Annotated in this window: 18 protein-coding genes; 8 read left to right on the forward strand and 10 right to left on the reverse strand. The window is 43.8% G+C overall.

Features of this window, described 5'->3' with window-relative positions; translation table 11 throughout:
* Positions 1-858 precede the first annotated feature (858 nt).
* Positions 859-2,211, forward strand: a complete 1,353-nt coding sequence (locus AC4MBN_RS13435; protein WP_491876420.1) for an OprD family outer membrane porin — start codon at positions 859-861, stop codon at positions 2,209-2,211.
* Positions 2,212-2,312: 101 nt separating this feature from the next.
* Here AC4MBN_RS13435 and ppa read toward each other — a convergent pair whose 3' ends face one another.
* Positions 2,313-2,849, reverse strand: coding sequence for an inorganic diphosphatase (ppa, locus tag AC4MBN_RS13440; RefSeq protein WP_005233448.1), 537 nt, complete (start codon positions 2,847-2,849; stop codon positions 2,313-2,315).
* A gap of 120 nt (positions 2,850-2,969) precedes the next feature.
* Positions 2,970-3,368 carry an MAPEG family protein gene (locus AC4MBN_RS13445; protein WP_034703876.1) on the reverse strand — a complete coding sequence of 133 codons (399 nt, stop codon included), beginning with the start codon at positions 3,366-3,368 and terminating at the stop codon, positions 2,970-2,972.
* Between the two features lie 100 nt (positions 3,369-3,468).
* Here AC4MBN_RS13445 and AC4MBN_RS13450 point away from each other — a divergent pair, with 100 nt between their 5' ends.
* On the forward strand, positions 3,469-3,849 hold the full coding sequence (locus AC4MBN_RS13450) for a hypothetical protein (RefSeq protein WP_419363911.1): 381 nt from the start codon (positions 3,469-3,471) through the stop codon (positions 3,847-3,849).
* Positions 3,850-3,891: 42 nt separating this feature from the next.
* Here the strand turns inward: AC4MBN_RS13450 and AC4MBN_RS13455 are convergent, their stop codons facing one another.
* The 6 genes from AC4MBN_RS13455 to AC4MBN_RS13480 all read right to left on the reverse strand — a co-directional run bounded on the left by AC4MBN_RS13455 (position 3,892) and on the right by AC4MBN_RS13480 (position 12,380).
* Positions 3,892-5,568 (reverse strand): long-chain-fatty-acid--CoA ligase, encoded by a 1,677-nt coding sequence (locus AC4MBN_RS13455; protein WP_180011317.1) that lies wholly within the window; start codon positions 5,566-5,568, stop codon positions 3,892-3,894.
* 150 nt (positions 5,569-5,718) lie between these two features.
* Positions 5,719-7,938, reverse strand: coding sequence for a DNA topoisomerase IV subunit A (gene parC / locus AC4MBN_RS13460; RefSeq protein ID WP_491880356.1), 2,220 nt, complete (start codon positions 7,936-7,938; stop codon positions 5,719-5,721).
* Between the two features lie 163 nt (positions 7,939-8,101).
* Positions 8,102-9,421, reverse strand: a complete 1,320-nt coding sequence (gene niaP, locus AC4MBN_RS13465; protein WP_419374569.1) for a niacin transporter NiaP — start codon at positions 9,419-9,421, stop codon at positions 8,102-8,104.
* 132 nt (positions 9,422-9,553) lie between these two features.
* Entirely contained in the window at positions 9,554-10,198 is a 645-nt protein-coding gene (locus AC4MBN_RS13470; RefSeq protein ID WP_034169794.1) for a trimeric intracellular cation channel family protein, read from the reverse strand.
* Between the two features lie 61 nt (positions 10,199-10,259).
* Positions 10,260-10,724, reverse strand: coding sequence for a YchJ family protein (locus AC4MBN_RS13475; protein ID WP_491880357.1), 465 nt, complete (start codon positions 10,722-10,724; stop codon positions 10,260-10,262).
* A gap of 75 nt (positions 10,725-10,799) precedes the next feature.
* A complete protein-coding gene (locus AC4MBN_RS13480; protein WP_104426943.1) occupies positions 10,800-12,380 on the reverse strand; it encodes a TerC family protein in 1,581 nt (526 codons plus the stop codon).
* 323 nt (positions 12,381-12,703) lie between these two features.
* Between AC4MBN_RS13480 and AC4MBN_RS13485 the strand changes: the two genes are divergently transcribed.
* A complete protein-coding gene (locus AC4MBN_RS13485) occupies positions 12,704-13,324 on the forward strand; it encodes an LOG family protein (RefSeq protein ID WP_166136525.1) in 621 nt (206 codons plus the stop codon).
* A gap of 90 nt (positions 13,325-13,414) precedes the next feature.
* Here AC4MBN_RS13485 and AC4MBN_RS13490 read toward each other — a convergent pair whose 3' ends face one another.
* Positions 13,415-14,380: a hypothetical protein gene (locus tag AC4MBN_RS13490; protein ID WP_034169797.1), complete on the reverse strand. Its 966-nt coding sequence runs from the start codon at positions 14,378-14,380 to the stop codon at positions 13,415-13,417.
* A gap of 352 nt (positions 14,381-14,732) precedes the next feature.
* Between AC4MBN_RS13490 and mdtD the strand changes: the two genes are divergently transcribed.
* The 5 genes from mdtD to AC4MBN_RS13515 all read left to right on the forward strand — a co-directional run bounded on the left by mdtD (position 14,733) and on the right by AC4MBN_RS13515 (position 20,039).
* The gene (mdtD, locus tag AC4MBN_RS13495; protein ID WP_125279418.1) at positions 14,733-16,124 is read left to right on the forward strand and encodes a multidrug transporter subunit MdtD; all 1,392 of its coding nucleotides are present in this window, start codon (positions 14,733-14,735) and stop codon (positions 16,122-16,124) included.
* A 51-nt stretch (positions 16,125-16,175) separates the two neighbouring features.
* Complete coding sequence (locus AC4MBN_RS13500) at positions 16,176-16,961, forward strand: glycoside hydrolase family 25 protein (protein ID WP_491880358.1); 786 nt, start codon at positions 16,176-16,178, stop codon at positions 16,959-16,961.
* Positions 16,962-17,104: 143 nt separating this feature from the next.
* A complete protein-coding gene (gene dinB, locus AC4MBN_RS13505; protein ID WP_491880359.1) occupies positions 17,105-18,160 on the forward strand; it encodes a DNA polymerase IV in 1,056 nt (351 codons plus the stop codon).
* A gap of 222 nt (positions 18,161-18,382) precedes the next feature.
* Positions 18,383-19,678, forward strand: a complete 1,296-nt coding sequence (gene shiA / locus AC4MBN_RS13510; protein WP_491880360.1) for a shikimate transporter — start codon at positions 18,383-18,385, stop codon at positions 19,676-19,678.
* A gap of 4 nt (positions 19,679-19,682) precedes the next feature.
* Positions 19,683-20,039: a RidA family protein gene (locus tag AC4MBN_RS13515; protein WP_005233436.1), complete on the forward strand. Its 357-nt coding sequence runs from the start codon at positions 19,683-19,685 to the stop codon at positions 20,037-20,039.
* Positions 20,040-20,116: 77 nt separating this feature from the next.
* Here AC4MBN_RS13515 and AC4MBN_RS13520 read toward each other — a convergent pair whose 3' ends face one another.
* Entirely contained in the window at positions 20,117-20,665 is a 549-nt protein-coding gene (locus AC4MBN_RS13520) for a DUF2726 domain-containing protein (RefSeq protein WP_166136543.1), read from the reverse strand.
* Positions 20,666-20,735: the final 70 nt, after the last annotated feature.

A 20,735-nucleotide genomic window follows, 5' to 3' on the forward strand; every position in this document is an offset into this window, starting at 1 on the left:
CCCCAGATCGTCTGAGACGTTTTTATGATATTGATTAAACTCAAGTTCGAAATTTGCAAGAGCTATGCCAATCTGGAATAAAACAACGGAAATCTGATGAATATAAATAAAATAAATCACTAGGTATTTGTTTTTAAATTATATTTAAATTTTTAAAAAAAGCACTTTGATAGGTTCTTTTTAACACTGGTCCTTTTTCAAAGATTTATTTTCTTTTTTCGCCCTTATACATAATCATTTACAAGTTGCGCCATTTTGAAACTATTTTCGCTTTGATTAAATTTTGTGCTAAAAAAAGGTGCAGAAATAAAAGGTAAAGAAGCAGATTACTCTATTCGAGTTTTTGATTCTTGCCCAAACTCAGAAATTTCTGGATTAAAAAGTTCAAAATAGTGCTAAGCAACAAAAAGTGACTCTCATAGAATGACTTTTTATTATTCGGCAATCTCTGCGCATTTTTGGATTTATAAATATTTAAATTAAGTATTTATATATTAAAATTCAATATTTTATAATAAATTTCTACTTTTAAGAAATTATTAATGAAGAGTCTGATACAGAAAATGAAGATTTTGAACACTTAACTTTTTCATTCTAAGAATTTTAATTTTAAATATTATTGATGCACTCATGAGTCAAATCCTTCAGAGAATTTATATTTAAAAAATATCTTTGTTTTTATTTGTTTTTTTACTATATGGTCAGGATTTAGACTATTAGATATCTTACTATTATTCACTTTAGATTAAAAAAAATCCCTCGACTTTAGTGGAATATCGTAAATAAAAATGACATTTATTCAGCAAATCTTATACAATTCCTAAAAATTTCCATCAATTTGTATAAGGCTCTCTCCCAATGCAAAACACAAAAAAATTAACATTGGCAGTTTTGATTCAGGCTGCATTGATCTCAACCGCTTTTGCTAGCGAGCAAAGTGAGTCTAAAGGTTTTGTAGAAGATGCAGAAGGATCTGTACTTTTCCGTACTGGTTATTTATCTCGTGATAAGAAAAATGGCGTAGCAGATACAAGTTCAGCTGCACAAACTGCAATCGTGAAACTGGATTCTGGCTTTACTCAAGGTGTAGTCGGTTTTGGTGCCGGGATCATCGGTGATGCTTCTTTCAAACTAGGAAACAACAAAAATGCCGGTAATGGCATGATTCCTCGTGAAAATGGTTTCAACGCTAAAGGTGATTACGTTAAAGGCGCTGGCGATACTTATGATCATTGGGCGCGTGGTGGGGCTTATGTGAAAGCTCGTGTATCTAATACCACTGCTGTATATGGTACCCAAGTTTTAGATCTTCCTGTATTGGCATCAAATACTGCACGTCTCGTTCCTGAATACTTTGAAGGTGTATTAGTGACGAGTAATGAAATTGATAACCTGTCATTAACAGCTGGTAAATTTACTAAAAACCAATATTCAGACCAAATCGACTCTGATGGTAACGAGCTTGATCGTGCTGTTGTTTGGGGCGCGAAATATAAATTTAGTGATGCGCTAAACGCTTCTTACTATGGTACAGATATTAAAGACCGTTTAGACCGTCATTATGTGAATGCGAACTATAGCTATGCAGTAGCCAATGGCGGCACTTTAACTCACGATTTTAGTGGCTATCATACTGAGTGGGATAAAAAAGCTGACGGTGGTGCATATACTTATTCTCATACCACAAATGACTTGAGTAACTTAAGCAACAATATTTGGGCTATTTCTACCACTTACAATACTGGTCCGCACAATGTCATGGTGGCTTACCAACAAAATACTGGTAACACAGGCTATGACTATGGTTTGGGTCGCGGTGTAGGTGATGGTCATCAAACGATTTATCTACCAAACTCATACCTATCTGACTTTATTGGTAATAATGAAAAATCAGCACAACTTCAATACACATTTGACTTCGGTGCTGTAAATGTTCCTGGTCTATCTTGGACTTCAGCATTTGTATATGGTTGGGATATTGATGTACCAGCAGACCCTGAAGGTGATCGTTCAGTGTTAGCGACTAGCGATGCTCATGAACGTGAATTCTTTAATCAGGTGAAATACACTGTTCAATCTGGTTTTGCTAAAGATGCAAGCTTGCGTTTACGTCACTCTTACTACCGTGCAAGCAATGATTACCAATCTAACTACATTGGTGACACCAACGAATGGCGTATCTGGTTAGATATTCCTGTGAAATTATTCTAATTCACTCGAATTTCAAGCCATAATAAAAAAACCTGCACATTGTGCAGGTTTTTTTGTTTAAGCTTTAAAAAGTTAAAGACTTAAACTGAAAAGCAAATGAATTATTTATTTGCTTCTGCATAAGCTGCAATTGAGCTGAGTACTTCTTGTTTCGCAACATCAGCACCTTCCCAACCACTTAACTTAACCCATTTGCCTGGTTCCAAGTCTTTGTAATGCTGGAAGAAGTGTTCGATTTGGCTGATCAGTAATGGAGGAAGATCAGTATATTCTTGAACATCTTTGTAGATCGGAGTCAGTTTGTCGTGTGGAACTGCAACCAGTTTCGCATCAACACCACCGTCATCTTCCATGTTCAGTTTACCGACAGGACGGCAACGAATGACTGAACCTGGCTCTACTGGATGTGGAGTTACCACCAATACGTCTAGAGGATCGCCATCTAGAGAAAGTGTATTTGGTACATAACCATAGTTTGCTGGGTAGAACATTGCTGTACCCATGAAACGGTCTACAAATAATGCATCAGAATCTTTATCGATTTCATATTTGATTGGTGCTGCATTTGCAGGAATTTCGATAATGACATAGATGTCGTTTGGCGCATCTTTACCCGCTGGGATATTGCTGTAGCTCATAGCATCACTCTTTAACAAGTTATATCTTTTAAAAACCGCGATAATTATAACGGTTTTTACAGATTTTTTTTGATTTTAAAATATCGAACTGTAAATATCTCGACCTGCTTTATTTTTGGCTTAAGAGATTTTGATAATTAACAGCAGCAAGGTTATTGGACACAATAAGGATAACAGCCAGACAATTGAACGTAAGGTCGACCAGTTCGCCAGATAACAAATCCCATAGATGACCCGAAAAACCAGATAGGCAATCCCAAAGGTCATCACCAGACTTTGTGAAACGACCATATATTCTGCCATCAGAATCGAGGCGATAAAGAGTGGTAAGCTTTCAAAGCTGTTCTGCTGAGCGGCATTGGCACGACTGGCCAGGCCTGTAGACTGTTCTAAAAATGCCCGCGGATTCTGATTGTCTTTTGCACGAAACCCTGCCGATTTTTTCGCAATCAAGGTAAAAACATAAGGTAAAAGACAAGCTGCCAAAATGAGATAGATAACCCCACTAATGCTATGCATCTGATTTTTCTCTTGAGAATTTTTATGTCTATCATAGCATGGCATTTCGTGAATAAATTTTGTTAAATAGAGTGTTTTTATAAATGATTAAGGATTCACTATGGTCAGCCCTGATCAAAATGAAATGTTCGATGTCCTCGAGAAACAGCGCCAGCATCAACGTCAAGTGGATCGCGTATTAAAAATCGTATTGCCGATTGTTGCATTTCTGATGGCCGTCATTTGTGCCAATATGAATATCTGGTCTCCCCTCTTTACCTTTGCCATCTTATGGATTGCCTTCTATGCGGTAGGCATCAAGCGTATGCCGATCTGGCACTGGGTAGTCGCGATCATCATTTATTGCCTCATAGATAATATTCTCAGTTACGGCAGTTTTAATTTGAGAGGATTTAACCGCCAGTTTGGTACCATGTTTATTTTCTTGGGTGTGATCGGTGTAGGACGTCCTTACTTTGACCGCTGGCTAATGAAAAAATAGAATTAAAAAAAAGCGCCCTCAGGCGCTTTTTTATTGCAGGATTTATGCAGTCTTACGTAGGTCTTTACGCAGGATTTTACCTACGTTAGATTTCGGTAATTCATCCATAAATTCAACATAACGTGGGCGTTTATAACCGGTCAGGTTTTCTTTCGCAAATGCCAGAACTTCTTCAGTCGTCAATGAAGGATCTTTCTTCACAACGAATAGTTTTGGCACTTCACCTGATTTTTCATCTGGTACACCAATTGCAGCCACTTCCAGTACTTTCGGATGTTTTGCAACGACTTCTTCAATTTCAGAAGGATAAACGTTGAAGCCAGAGACCAGAATCATGTCTTTCTTACGGTCAACGATTTTGATATAACCACGTGAATCCATTACACCGATATCACCAGTACGGAAGAAGCCATTCACCATCACTTTATCGGTTTCATCCGGACGGTTCCAATAGCCTTTCATCACCTGAGGACCACGGATTGAGATTTCACCCTGTTCACCGAGTGCAACTTCATTACCGTCATCATCCAGAATAGCAACTTCAGTTGAAGGCAACGGAATACCAATCGTACCGCTGAATTCTTCAGATGCTGGTGGGTTTGCAGTTGCCACTGGAGAAGTTTCAGACAGGCCATAACCTTCAATGATGTTAGTGCCGGTAATTTTCTTCCAAGCTTCTGCAGTAGAAGGCAGAACCGCCATACCACCGCCCATCGCCATTTTTAAACGGCTATGATCCAGTTGCTTGAACTCTTCGTTGTTTACAAGCGCATTAAACAGCGTGTTCACAGCAGGGAAGAATGTTGGCTGGTATTTACGTAATTCTTTCATCACCGCAGGCAGGTCACGCGGGTTAGGAATCAGAACGTTCGCCTGACCTTTATACATGCCGTAAAGTGCACAGACCATGAAAGCAAAGATGTGATAAAGCGGTAAAGCACAGAAAATACGGTCATCTGGCTGGCCATCTTGCGCACCGAATTTGCTCTGGAAGATACCGTCACACTGCAACAGGTTAGCAACCAGATTACGATGGGTCAGTTCAGCACCTTTAGAAACACCGGTAGTACCACCTGTGTACTGAAGTACAGCAGTATCACTTAAAGTCAATTCAGGGCGTTTATAGTTGCTTGGATTTACCTTGTTCAGTGCAGCATTGAACTTGATGTGACCTGGAATATCCCATGCCGGAATCTGCTTACGTACTGAACGCAATACGAAGTTCACCAAAGTACCTTTTAAAGCACCCAGCATGTCACCCACAGAAGCAACCACGACGTGCTTCACAGGTGTTTTGCCAATAATTGACTGATAAACGCTGGCAAAGTTCTCAATAATGACCAGAACTTCAGCGCCAGAATCTTTTAACTGATGCTCAAGCTCACGTGATGTATACAGTGGATTTACATTTACCAGTACTAAACCAGCGCGGAACACCCCCAATGCTACGACCGGATACTGAAGAACGTTTGGCATCATTACGGCAACACGTGTGCCTTTTGCCAGACCCAAACTTTGTAAATATGCTGCGAATTTACGACTAGCTTCTTCCAACTCATTGAACGTTAAAGTCTTATCCATAAAGATAAAGGCATCACGTGAGCCAAATTTTTGGAAATTGCGTTCAAAAATATCAACCAGAGATGTATTTTCTGCTGGTAATTCTACAGTTTCTGGAATCCCTGTTTTTTGGTATTCAGCGAACCAAATCTTTTCCATAATGCCAATCTCTCCAATCATAATCCTTAGTAGTTCAACTGTTTTTTTCAATGCTGCACGTCATTTTTTAGACTTGTATATGTGCAACATTGCATCCATTTGTCGAATCGTTACTCATATATAACGTATTTCGATTCATGGATGCTAGTATTATCTTTGAATCAACAGTTTATTTGCTTTTTGATATCCACGTGGTAACAGGGTTCCTTTAGAGCCTCGTTTCCCAATATATTTTTGCAGGTCATCCCCTTTAAGTTTTAATTGTTGCTGTCCTGCAAGCACTTGAATTATTTCATCAAGTTTCAATATTGTCATGGATAAAATTTGATCTTTATCTTCAAGTTGTATCAATTTATTACCTTTACCTTTATTGAGTACAGGTAATTCCGACAGATCAACAATCAGCAGACGGCCAGCTGAACTGAGTAGTGCAACATGAGTTGCATCTTCCAGCGGTTGCAGGTTCATGACCTGTGCACCTTCAGATAGATTCAGGAAAGCCTTACCTGCTTTGGCATTGGTATCCAGCTGCTTGGCCTGGGTTTTAAATCCATAACCTTTGCTGCTGACTGCCAGGATTTCCGCATCATCTTCAGCCACCAATACCTGCTTGAAACCGACTCCACTTGCTGGAGACAGTTTTGAACTCAACGGTTCACCAAGTCCTCGTGCCGATGGCAGGCTATTGATTGGCAAGCCATAGCTACGACCACTATCATCTAATACATAGACGCGTTGATTAGATTTACCTTGGGCATGACTGAGGTATTGATCGCCCGCACGGAAATTCAGATTTTCAGCATCCACTTCATGCCCTTTGGCACAGCGAATCCAGCCTGCCTCAGACAATACCACCGTAACGGGATCCGCTGGCAGCATTTCAGTTTCATCAATTGCAGCGGCTTCAGCGCGTTGCACGATTGGAGAACGGCGATCATCCCCAAATTTCTTGGCATCTTCTTTTAGTTCATTGATAATCAGAGTTTTTAAAGACTCAGGATTCGCCAACTGTTCACGAATCACCGCAGCTTTGGCTTCTAGTTCTTCCTGTTCGCGGCGCAGTTCCATTTCTTCGAGCTTGGCCAGATGACGCAGTTTAAGTTCCAGAATGGCTTCGGCCTGAATCTCATCGATGCCAAAACGTTCCATCAACACTGGTTTAGGTTGATCTTCCTCACGAATAATCTGAATGACTTCATCAATATTTAAGTAAGCAATGATCAAACCGCCAAGAATATGCAGGCGTTTTTCGATCTTGTTCAGATGGTATTGCAGACGGCGAGTGACGGTGGTTTTACGGATCTCGATCCATTCCAGCAGAATACGACGAATCGATTTCACCTGTGGACGGCCATCTGCGCCAATCATGTTCATATTGACACGATAGCTAGACTCAAGATCTGTAGTCGCAAACAGATGGCTCATTACCGCTTCTGCATCAATACGGTTCGAACGCAGTACCACCACTAAACGTGTTGGATTTTCATGGTCAGATTCATCACGAACATCAGTGACCAACGGCAGTTTTTTCGCCTGCATTTGATCCGCAATCTGGCTGATAATTTTTGAACCGGATACCTGATACGGCAATTCGGTGATCACGATTTCATTTTTATCAATGGTATATACCGCACGCATGCGGTAACTGCCACGACCTGTCATCTGAATTTTAAGCAGTTCGGAGGGTGGCGTAATAATTTCCGCTTTGGTCGGTAAATCCGGTCCCGGAATGTATTCTGCCATTTTGGCATCGGTCAGGTTCGGATTACGGATCAGGGCGATAGTACCTTTCACCACTTCGCGCAAGTTGTGAGGCGGAATATCAGTCGCCATCCCCACAGCAATCCCGGTGGTACCATTTAGTAGAATGTTAGGAACACGTGCCGGCAAGTTGATCGGTTCTTTCATCGAACCATCAAAGTTATCCTGCCAGTCACAGGTACCCTGTCCTAGCTCGGATAAAAGCAGTTCACTATATTGCGACAGCTTGGCTTCGGTATAACGCATCGCCGCGAAAGATTTAGGATCATCCGGTGAACCCCAGTTGCCCTGTCCCTCAATAAATGGATAGCGATAACTGAATGGCTGCGCCATCAGGACCATAGCTTCGTAACAGGCCGAGTCACCATGTGGATGGTATTTACCCAGTACATCCCCGACAGTACGTGCCGATTTTTTCGGTTTGCTGGTCCATTTCAGACCCAGTTCACTCATGGCATAGACAATACGGCGCTGTACCGGTTTCAAACCGTCACTGATATGTGGCAATGCACGATCCATAATCACGTACATGGCATAATTTAAATAAGCTTGTTCGGTAAATTCGGCTACGGAACGGTTTTCTGTCGCATGATGCGCAAGGCTTGTCATAACAACCTATAATCCTAAAATTCGTTTTTGTATCAATGTTTCTTATGCTAAGTCGCGGCTGTGTGCTGCACAAGGGCAGTAAACTACACAGCGCGACAAATCGTGTCTTATGGGCTAAAAATATCCACTTTATAGCAGCTGAGCAACTAAAAAATCATCAACCTTATAAACCCATAGATTCTAGTGTCTTGCCCTTGGTCTCTTCACCCAGGACTAAAATGACCACAGCCACTGCAATCAGCACCGCAGTAAACATGGTAAAGACGTAACTGAAACCGTTTGGCATCCCCATCAAATGGGTTACGGCAAAGGGTGCAGCAATCCCGCCAATACGGCCAATTGCACCCGCCCAGCCTGAACCAAAAGCACGGATATTGGTTGGGTATTGTTCTGGGGTATAAGTATAGAGAACGCCCCATGCTCCCAGATTAAAGAAGGACATCAGACACCCCCAGATCACAATTTCAGTAACACTGCCGGACTGTCCAAAGAAATAGGCTGAGATCGCGCACATGCCGATAAATCCAGCCAGAGTCGCCTTACGACCGAGTTTTTCCACTAGCCATGCTGCTGCAATATAACCCGGCAATTGCGCCAGAATCATAACCAGGACATATTCAAAAGACTGCACGATGGTATAGCCTTCCTTGACCAGAAGGCTTGGTAACCAGGTAAAAATACCATAGTAGGAGAAAACGATTCCAAACCAGATCAGCCACAGCATCAAGGTTCGGCGGGCAAAAATACCACTCCAGAGCTGGGTAAACGAGATATTCTGCTTGGCAGCCACAGGTTTAACTTCAAAGATTTCCATAACTTCGACGCCGCATTTGCGCTCAATCTTTTTAACCAGAGCCTGCGCTTCATCTACCCGGCCACGATTGATCAGATATGGTACCGACTCAGGTACCAGTTTCCAGATTACGATGGCATACAGTGCCGGTATCCCGCCAATCATGAATGCAGCTTGCCAGCCAAAATCAGGGATTACAAACCGCGAAACCAGCGCAGCCACCAGCCAGCCCAAGCCCCAGAAACTTTCCAACAGCACAATGAAACGACCACGTACCCGTGCCGGGATATATTCACTGACCAGTGTCACCGCAACCGGCAACTGACCACCTAATCCCAGACCGACAATAAAACGGAATACCAGTAACCAGGTCAGATTAGGCGCAAAGGCACAGGCAGCAGTCGCCAGACTATAAATCACCAGCGTACTGGCAAATACAGTTTTACGTCCCCAGCGATCTGCCAGTCCACCTGAGAAAATTGCCCCAATCGCCATACCGATAAAACCGATCGAAACCACCCAGCTTTTCTGGTCAGCGCTCATCTGCCAGTCTTCAGCCATTTTCGCCAGAATAAAGGAAATCAATCCCGTATCCATGGCATCAAACATCCAGCCAAGACCAATCACCCATAAAAGAGTGTAGTGGAACTTGCCGATCGGCAAGCGCTGTATCCGAGAAACTAAATCCATAACAAAAATCTCTGATCAGGTGAAACGGGAGATGCTGCTGTCCCAACAGGAAGTTTGATTTTTTATTTTTTTATACTATAAATACGTACGCCTGCGGGAAGTTTTCCCCTCCCGCAGTTACCATAATTCATATCAAGACTCGTCTTTGGATGAAGCGGACTGTTCGTCATCATCCTTATAAATAAACTTCGGCATTTCCAGACCGAAATAGATCGCAATCAAACGCAAACTAAAGCCAAAAATTAAGGTAGAAATAATGGTCAGTTCGAGTGATAGACCAAAATTGCTGCAGAGCCAATAGAAGATGACTGCAACAAAGGAAATACTGGCATAGAGTTCACGGCGGAAGACTAAGGGCACATCATTACATAAAATGTCACGTAAAATACCGCCCGATACCCCAGTTAGGACACCGGCGACCGCACTGACTACAAAGCCATGCCCCATTTCCAGCGCAATCTGGCAGCCAATGATAGTAAAGCCGATGAGGCCCAAGGCATCCAGTACCAGGAAGATATTGCGTAAATGGCGCATCCATTTGGCAATCAGGATGGTGACAAAGGCAGCACAGCAAGTCAGCACCAGATATTCCGGATGTTTGACCCAGGTCAAGGGATAATGGCCAAGCAGTACATCACGTACCGAACCACCACCGAGCGCCGTGACACAGGCAATAATCGTAACCCCGAACCAGTCCATACTACGCCGACCAGCGGACAAGGCTCCGGTCATGGCTTCAGCGGTAATTGCAATAATATAGATGACGGTCAGTAACATCGCCCTGCTTCCACCTGAGGCTTTGAGATGGCGGCTATTCTAAGCTAAATCTATGTGAAAATTATAAAAAATGCGCACAACATTGCTTAAATTTTTTCCCGGAGCCACAGATGCACGGCTGTTTCATTGTAAGCTGTTGATCTGTCGTTGGATCCAAAAAGTACCAGCGATTCTCGAACTTTACAAAATGTGAAATTTCATGATGAATCTGGGTCTGCTTGCCATCGTGATAATGTGCTTTGAACTCGACCAGCGCATGGGTCTTGTCCAGTTTTTCATTGGCCTGCACAATTTCCAGCTTCAGCCATTGATTGCTTCGGCTCCATTCAGCAATGGCTGGCATGTCCAAAGCCTGCTGTTGTCCAAGGGCGGTAGTCTGCTGGATATAATCAATTTCATGCTTGGCAAAGGCACTATACCGCGAGCGCATTAATTGCTCGGCGCTTTGAGCCAATTGCTGCCCCTGATGCAGTGGCTGGCAACAGCTTGCATATTCACCTTGTCCACATGGACATGCTTCTGACATTTCAATTCCATAAAAAATAGCCCGACAATGCGGACTATTTTAGCAAACTTTTAGCTGACCTCTTCGGGCGTTGAACTAGTCTTTCCGGTTCGCTGGAGCAATAATATGCACCTTATCAATCTTGTGGCCATCCATAGTAACCACCTCAAAGATATAATCATCTGCTTCGAGCTTTTCACCATTTTCCGGCAAGCGCCCCAGATGGAACAGAATATAACCCGACAATGTCGAATATTCTTCCGTTTCATTGACCAGATCGCGATCCAGAAGTAGTGACACATGGCGAATATCGGTTGAACCATCCAGAATCAGGCTGCCATCTTCCAGGCTCTCTACCGCTGCTTCTAACTGGTCTTCATCTGGGAATTCACCGGCAATCGCTTCCAGCACATCAATCGGTGTCGCCACCCCTTCAATGGAACCATATTCGTTCAATACCAATGCCATTTGTAGCGGTGCCTGACGTAGCTGATCCATGACCATCAAGACCTGAGCATTTTCATGCACAATCACTGGTTCACGCAGATGCTTTTCGAAGTCCAAAATGCCTGTTTCGATGTATTCATTCAGGACTTTATGGGTCAGCACGACCCCAGCAATATTGTCCAGTTCGCCACGCGCCACAATCAGGCGTGAATGGCTCATATGCAATAACTGCTCTTTGATGCTGGCATGATCATCTTCCAGATCAATCCATTCCAGTTCAGGACGTGGTGTCATCACCGATTTCACCGGACGTTCTGACAGGCCAAGTACACCTTGAACCATGACACTATGGTAGACCCCACTTTCGTCATCATCAAAGACTTCATCAGCAAAGGCACGAGTCGCCAGTACATCTTCCGGTTCAGAAGAATCATTGTCCTGAGCCGGTTTACCACCCAGCATACGCATTACGGCAGATGCAGTACGGTAACGCATATCAGTAGTGGTGACCATTTTTTCCTGATTGCGCTTCATGGTCTGGTTAATAAACTCGACAATCACCGAGAAACCAATCGCGGCATACAGATAGCCTTTCGGAATATGGAAACCGAAGCCTTCAACCACCAGCGAGAAACCGATCATCATCAGGAAGCCCAGACAGAGAATCACTACTGTCGGGTGCTTGTTAACGAAATCCATGAGGGCTTTAGAAGCCCACAACATGATACCGACCGCAATAATCACGGCAATCATCATCACAGACAGATCTTTGACCATACCGACTGCAGTAATCACGCTGTCGAGCGAGAACACGGCGTCCAGTACCACGATCTGAACAATCACCATCCAGAACACCGCCTGAACCGGATTTTCTTCCTTGGTCACAGGTTTGGCTTCCAGACGCTCATGCAGCTCCATGGTGCCTTTAAACAGCAGGAACACACCACCAAATAATAAAATCAGGTCGCGTCCTGAAAATGGATGCTCAAAGATATGGAATAGTGGTTCGGTAAGCGTCACCACCCAGGCAATCGACGCCAGCAACACCAGTCGCATTAATAGCGCCAAGCCCAGACCGGTAATACGCGCCGCATTACGCTGTTCGGGTGGAAGCTTTTCCGCCAGAATTGCAATAAAGACCAGGTTATCGATCCCGAGTACAATTTCAAGAACAATCAGTGTGAGTAAGCCAATCCAGGCAGAGGGATCTGACATCCATTCAAAAATCATCGCATCTGCTCCCCTAACCGAGGAGAAAGGCAAGTATTTGCATGATGAGATACAGGTTGATACCCGACTTGAATTAAAGACTTGATAATGTGACGTTTTATTAAATTAAAGCGCCAACTTCGACTACCCATGTGAGTTCTATTGTAGTAAGACAGACTTTCAGTATATCAAGAACACCATGAAATTCACCTGTTTTCATCCAGGATTATGGATGAATTTGAATGAAAGATTTTGTCCTAAAATGAGGCCAGCTCATGGAATTGTCATATTTGTTAACTAAGTTATAGTAAGTAGATAAAAAAATGATAAGGTGAAAAAAATAAATGCAAAGTGTAATGGAAATGACCGATTATTTTAATGATAATTCCCCAAAAACAACACGCCCGCTAGTGGCTTTATATTGTGGCTCTCGTGCCGGCAACAAACCGATTTATCTGGAAAAAGCGATTCAACTTTCTCAAGGTCTGGCCGAACATGGTTTTGGTCTGGTCTATGGCGGCGCCAGTATTGGCCTGATGGGCCAGGTGGCAGACACCATGATTCAGCATGGTGGTGAAGCGGTGGGCGTGATTCCGGAATTTATGCTGGATTATGAGATTGCCCATCCTCAACTGACTGAACTGCATATCGTCACCAGCATGCATCAACGTAAAGCCATGATGGCAGATCGAGCCTGTGCCTTTGTCGCCTTGCCGGGTGGATTGGGAACATTTGAAGAAATTCTGGAAATTGCGACCTGGGGTCAGCTGAACCAGCATCAAAAACCGATGATGCTGTATAACGTCAATGGCTTTTATAATCCCCTGATTGCCCAGCTTGATCTTGCGGTGCAGGAAGGCTTCTTGCCGCCCCAACATCGGGCTAAATTGATTGTCTGTGAACATGCAGATCAGATTTATACCACCTTGCTGAATCTGGATGCTCCGCAACGTTTTGTGGTTTAAATTTTCTTGTCTGCTTTAAATAGCAAATATTTAAAGCCATAAAAAAAGCGAGCTTGATGCTCGCTTTTTTTATTTATACATGCAAAGACATTAACCGGAAATCGTGTGATAGAACCATGGCAAAGTCGTCGCCAGAAATACACTAATGGCTAGACCAAACATCAGTTTCATGGCATCTTTGCTGACATTACGTGAAGTACGGTGCTTGTTGACTTCAGTCACCAGCATCGAAATGGCAAATTCACGACCGGCCAGTAACCCCAAGAATACCCAAGTGGTACTCATCGGGATGTTACTCCACTCTTTAAACACCAGCAGAATCAGCGCATAGATAAAGTCGATAATTGTAGCAGAACGGACATCGGTGACCCCAGTCTTGGTATCAACAATATTCTGGATAGCTCCACCACGCTGGTAAAGAATCATGCCTAGCAGTATCACAAAGACAGAAATGGCAAAGATCAGGAACTCAAACGGCACCTGACGCGGCACATAAACAAAGATATTGGCCAGATCCTGGATTAGCCACTGGCTCCACAGAAATGCCGTAGATAGCCATTGTAAAGCCATCCACATCGGAGAATGTTGCTGATCACGGGTTTCACTGAAATAGACCGCGAGTTTTTTCATGACCAGACGATAGATCACAATTGCCACAAAGAACGCGACGGCATAACCCATCATCGACTTGGTCAGCATGGAACCCAGACTGCTCGGGGAGAAAATCGTGAGCACCAAGAAAGTAGTACTGACCGGAATGCCATATTTGGTCAAAATGATCAGTAAAAGAGGCGGTACCACATATAGCCAGGTGACCCCATCTTCAGGGAAAGGAATGGTTTCCAGACGTCCATAAGAGGCATCCCCTACCCCAGAAGCAAACCAGCCATAAATTAACACCACAACCAGAATAGTACTGATGTAAATCCAGAGTACCCACCATGGGCGATGTGAGTTCGATGAAATAAATGTTCCTAATGTTTGCGGAACATCATTCCCCACGATGGAATAGGCGGCCAGACAGAAGCCAACTACCATCAGAATCTCGATGGTCATAAGTACAAAACCTTTTACTAGACAGTTCCCAGTACAGCAGTTCTGGAAGTTTGCCCCAGATTATGACGGTTTTATTTCATTTTCATGACATTTCCGTCATATTTTTTTGTAGCCTGCTCCTTAAAAAGAAGCTTGAAGTGTTCCAAAAATGACGTATTTATGAATCCGTATCAGTTTGAGATGTTCGCAGTATAGAAATATATCTTTTACCCTTTCTCTTCAATAACTGAAATCAGGCTGTCAGTTCATTAGCATTTCATCTACACGACTCCTATTCACAATCGTTTTTATTTCAGTCACACTGCTGCATAGATTTCTTTAAACTATTCAAAATAGATGATTTTTTAAATCCATGAATGTCACTCCTACGCATCAATCCCTACAACCTGAATTCAGACTGCTGGTCTTGCTGGTGTCGATTGGCTTTTTCATGCAGGGCCTCGATACCACCATTATCAATACCGCCTTGCCTGCGATTGCCAGCAATCTTCAGGAAGATCCACTACGGATGCATAGTGTGGTGGTGGCCTATGTACTTTCAGTAGCGGCCTGTATTCCCTTGAGTGGCTGGCTGGCCGATCGCTTTGGAGTTCGGAATATCTATTTTGCAGCGATCATTATTTTTGCTCTGGCCTCACTCGGCTGTGCCTGGTCTGAGAATCTGAATGAACTGCTGGTTTATCGGGTATTTCAAGGTATTGGCGGTGCTTTGCTGCTTCCAGTCGGACGACTGGCCATGCTGAAAATCATTCCTCGTACCCAGTTTCTATCCGCCATGAGCCTAATGAGTCTGGCTGGATTGATGGGCCCTCTGATCGGCCCGACCTTAGGTGGCTGGATGGTCGAGTATCTATCCTGGCACTGGATTTTTCTGATCAATCTGCCGATTGGTCTGCTGGGTGCATTAATTACCTTTAAAGCTATGCCGAATATCACTGAACCAACGGTACAGCGTTTTGATTTTGGCGGTTTTATTCTGCTGGTCATCGCAATGATCGGCCTGTGTCTGGGGATTGAAAACTTTGCTAATCCACAATATCCCCTCTGGTGGAGCTTAAGTCTGGTCGGAAGTGGTCTGATTGCCTCGCTCATCTATGCCTATCATTCGCATACTCATTTAAATGCGCTATTTCGTAGTAAATTATTTAAAAATAAGATTTATTCGATTGGCATTCTGGGTAATTTCTTTGCCCGGCTCGGCGGCAACTCGATTCCGTTTTTATTGCCTTTAATGTTGCAGGTCGCTTTTGGTTTTGAACCTTTTATTACCGGTTTACTGATGATTCCAACGGTACTCGGTTCTTTAGCATCTAAACCGATTATCCGCAAAATCATTCAGCGTTTTGGTTATCGTAGAGTCTTATTGATCAACACTTTGCTGGTCGGTTTATGTATCGCCAGTTTTGCCTTGACTACGGCGGAGACTCCGATCTGGTTACGTGCGATGCATTTCTTTGTGTTCGGAATTCTGAATTCGCTGCAATTTGTCTCGATGAATACGCTGACTTTAAAAGATTTAAGCCAGCAGGATGCCAGCAGTGGCAACAGTTTCCTGTCGATGATCATGATGCTGTCAATGAGTATCGGGGTGGCACTGGCAGGCACCTTAGTCAATATGTTTAGTGCCTATTTCGGCCCAGAACAGCTGGACAATGCCTTTCACGTTTCTCTGCTCTGTTTGGGCTGTATTAACATTATTGCTGCCTATATTTTCTGGCATATCCCCAAAAATACGCCAGTCTAGGGCAGAATATATACTCGATATGAATATCCGTAAATCAGGCCACCATTCACAATGAAAGCAGCTCCCACCTCTAGCAACTGGAAAAAATACTCAGTGATTGCAGTCGGGCTGCTGATTACACTTGTGGTGACGACTGTGCTTTATCTGCTGGTTTTCAAACAGCCATCAGCGCATGCAGCAGATTATCCGATTCATGGTTTTGATATTTCCCATCATCAGAAAGAAATAGACTGGAAGAAAATCCCGAAACAGAAATATAAATTTGTCTATTTAAAATCCACAGAAGGCGGTGATTTCAAAGATACCAAGTTTCAGGAATACTGGCTGCAGGCCCGCGAACAGGGCTTTCTGGTCGGTGCTTATCATTTTTACCGGCTTTGCCGTGATGGCAGCATTCAGGCTCAGAATTTTATAGAATCGGTTCCGCGTAAAACGGATGCCCTGCCTCCTGTCATGGATCTGGAATATGACAGCAAATGTATCAATCACTACTCCAAAGAGCAGCTGCTCAAGGAAATCCGGATCATGCATGATGCCTTAAAACACCATTATGGCAAGCAGCCGATCTTCTATGTGTCCAAATCTTTTTATAACATTGTGCTGGCGGGAGAGTTTGCTGACGTACCGCTCTGGGTACGTGAATACCAAGGTTTGCCAGATTTAAAAGGTCAGCCTAAATGGACTTTCTGGCAGCATAGCAGTCAGGGTGAAATTCCCGGCATTGCCCGTACTGTGGATCTGAATGTGTTTTATGGCTCGGAGCAGGACTGGATCAAATTTTTACAGCAGAACAGTATTCCCACCCCAGATCAGTCCCAGCCTCCGGCCAAGAAATAAATCCAATTTCTCCCTGATTCAACCATGAAATGGATATTGAATTATTTAGGCAGGATATGCTTCATATTGAATAATGCTTTAGCCTGTTTACTTATCAATCCGGTCTCTTCCCAATCCAACTAAAGCCACTTAAGATACTGGATATGCGCAAAATTATTCATATCGATATGGATGCTTTCTACGCCTCGGTCGAGCTGCGTGAACGTCCGGAGCTGAAAACTTTGCCTGTGGTGATTGCCTCACATCATCCCCGGGCAGTAGTGGCGGCTGCCTCCTATCCGGCCCGTGAGTTCGGACTGCGTTCTGCCATGCCGATGACTCAAGCACGTAAGCTCTGCCCTCAGGTCATCGTGATTGAACCGGATTTTGCCAAATACCGTCAGGTCTCTGGTCAGATTCATCAGATATTTCAAACTTATACCAAGGTCATCGAACCGCTTTCACTAGATGAAGCTTATCTGGATGTCACCGAAAATTTGCAGCAGATTCCGAGTGCCACTGAAGTGGCAATGCGCATTCGTGAAGATATTTTTCAAACTACTGGACTAACCGCTTCTGCTGGCGTGGCCCCGAATAAATTTCTCGCCAAGATTGCCTCTGACTGGCATAAACCAAATGGAATCTGTGTCATCAAACCTTCACAGGTACAGCGTTTTATTCAGGATCTTCCACTGAAGAAAATTCCCGGTGTAGGCAAAGTCACTCAAGAAAAACTAAAAAGTTTGAATCTGGAAACCTTGGGAGATTTACAGCAGATTGAAGAAGCGATCCTGATTCAACATTTTGGCAAATATGGACGGCGTCTTTTTCTTTATGCTCAAGGCATTGATGATCGACCAGTCGAAGCTGAACGGGAACGCCAGCAGATTTCCAAGGAAACGACTTTCGATGACGATCTGTATTTACCGCAATGCCAGCCTTACTGGCAGCCATTAATTGCCCAGCTTTGGCAGAGTCTGGAAAAAAAGCAGCTTTCTGCCCGCGGAGTTACTGTAAAACTGAGAATGAAGAATTTTCAGACCATGCAGCATAGTAAAAGTTTCAGCCAGCTGCTGCGTAGCCCGCAAGAACTGGAGCAGGCTTTATACTTACTGCTTCAAGAGATGCATATTACTCCTCAACTGCAATTCCGGCTGATTGGGCTTGGCGTTTATCAGCTCGTTGCACGTGAAACAGAAACACAATTGCCGCTGCTTTAGGCCTATTTTGTACAAGTATTAGACGTTAGTTTAAAAATACGGCAACTTTGTTTTTACATTTTGAATTTTTGGAGTACTCTATCTGCGCAATGCATTATCCATGTATGTGCTGAGATGCTGAAAATCACCTTTACTTTCAGCATACTGTCCTGTGATTGGCGTGACGATCAAATCCGAATATTACAGGGCAACTCTGATGTATCTCATGGAATCCCTCCCTGCATGTCCTCTGTAAATTCTTCTGTTATTCAAGAACGACGCGCGCGTAAAGCGGCGTTATCCAGTTTTGTTGGTGCTGTTGTCGATTGGTATGATTTTCTCCTTTACGGTATTGTTGCAGCCTTAATTTTTAAAGACCAGTTTTTCCCAAGCATTGGCGCCAATATGGGCACCTTGGCGGCGCTAGCGACCTTTGGTGTTGGCTTTCTGTTTCGCCCTCTAGGCGGTGTGGTATTTGGTCATTTCGGCGACAAGCTCGGCCGCAAGAAAATGCTGGTTCTGACTGTGGTCCTGATGGGGATTTCCACCGTCGGGATTGGTTTTTTACCTAATTTCGAAGCCATTGGCTGGTGGGCACCGGTTTTACTGGTGACCCTGCGTGCCATTCAAGGCTTTGCAGTCGGTGGTGAATGGGGTGGTGCTGCCCTAATGGCAGTAGAAAATGCCCCTAAAGGCAAAAAAGCCTTTTATAGCAGTGGTGTTCAGGTCGGCTATGGCGTAGGTCTGGTACTGGCAACGGGTGCAGTATCCATTATTATTGCCACACTGGGTGAAGAGGCTTTTGCTGAATGGGCTTGGCGGATTCCATTTATTGCCAGTATCGTACTAATCGGAATTGCGATGTGGATTCGCCGTGATCAGGATGAATCCCAAGAATTCGTAGAGAAAGTGATTAAGGCGGATCATCATCCAGAAAAACTGCCGATATTACAGGCGATCAGCAAACATCCGAAAGCTTTCTTTTATATTATTGCCTTGCGTTTGACCGAACTGCTGACCATGTATCTGGTCACCAACTTCGCCCTGAACTATTCCACCAATAACCTAGGCATGGACAAACAGTTCTTCCTGAATATCACCCTGATGGTCGGTGCGATCAGCTGTTTCAGTATTCCTTTCTTTGCTTGGCTATCCGATAAAATTCAACATAAAACCATGTGTGTCTGGGGTGGCCTGATCGGTGCACTGTCCGCCTTTCCGTTCTTTATGGCACTGGATGCACAAAATACCTGGACGATTATTGTTGGCGCCATTCTACTGGCTAATGTTGCACATGACATGGTGGTCAGCGTACATCAACCGATTTTTACCTCGCTATTTGGTACAGAATATCGCTATAGCGGTGCCGGAGTCGGTTATCAGGTTGCCAGTATTATTGGTGGTGGTTTTACCCCAATGATTGCAGCCTCCTTAGTGATTTGGGGTGATGGTTCATGGCATTATGTAGCCATCTATCTTGCGATAGGCTGCCTATTGACTGCATTAGTCGCAGCCTTGATGCCAAAAACCAAGGATTAAGCTAATGTCTGTTCAACGTTTGCATGTTTCACAACGCTTTTCTGAGATCGCCATTGCCGGCAATCTGGTTCATCTTGCCGGCCAACTGGCCACAGACCTGGATCTGGATATCAAAGGTCAAACCCAGCAAACACTGGATATCATCGACCAGTTCCTGGCGGATGCCGGTACCGATAAAAGCCAGATCATGTCGGTGACGATTTATCTCAAAGATATTGAAAAAGATTATGCAGCGTTTAATGAAGTCTGGGACGCCTGGGTATCGGATATTCAAGCCCTGCCCCGCACCTGTGTCGAAGCTAAACTGTATGATCCACGTGTGTTAGTGGAACTGACTGTCGTAGCCGTCAAACCTGAATAGACTTCTCAGGCCTAATTTCTACTCATGTAAAATAGAAAAAAGTATGCACCTGGCATACTTTTTTCGTTTAGGTTCTATCAGTTTAATGCTTTGACTTTACGTCGTTCCAGATCTGAATAAAGATGATATTTTTTGAGATCATTCACAGCGGTAAATCTCTGGTCTTTACTGGAATGCTCCTGCTCACGCAGGAAATCTCCTCGCAACTGATAATATTCCGGTACATCTTCATAGCGAATGACGCGATAACCGGCCATAGTCAACAAGGCATCCTGAAATTGCGCCTGCTGTGGACGTTTTAAAATCACCGGATCATCGACAGCTACAATGGCAACAATCTGGTATTGCTGATCCAGAATCACAAAATCTGCAATCAGATCACGATACTTGTGCCGGGTACGGCCAAATTTGGTGGTAAGTAGTGCGTCATAAGAAACATGGGCCAGTACAATATAATCTGGCAACACTTCTTTCAGGCGTGTAAACGTCAGTTGTTCATTTGGATTAAAAATAGCGCGCTGTTTTAAGGCGCTGTCTTGTGGTTTTGGGCTATTCCTTAGCTGCTTCCATGCCATGAGCACGACACAGAACACCAAGAAACTCCCTATAATCATATAGGTGGTCATGACTCAATCCTTGCATTCTTATAATCATTCTTGTTTTATTGTTATCCAGTATAAACCCATACTATTTTTA

The organism is Acinetobacter sp. CAU_H_60 (genome assembly GCF_058599385.1).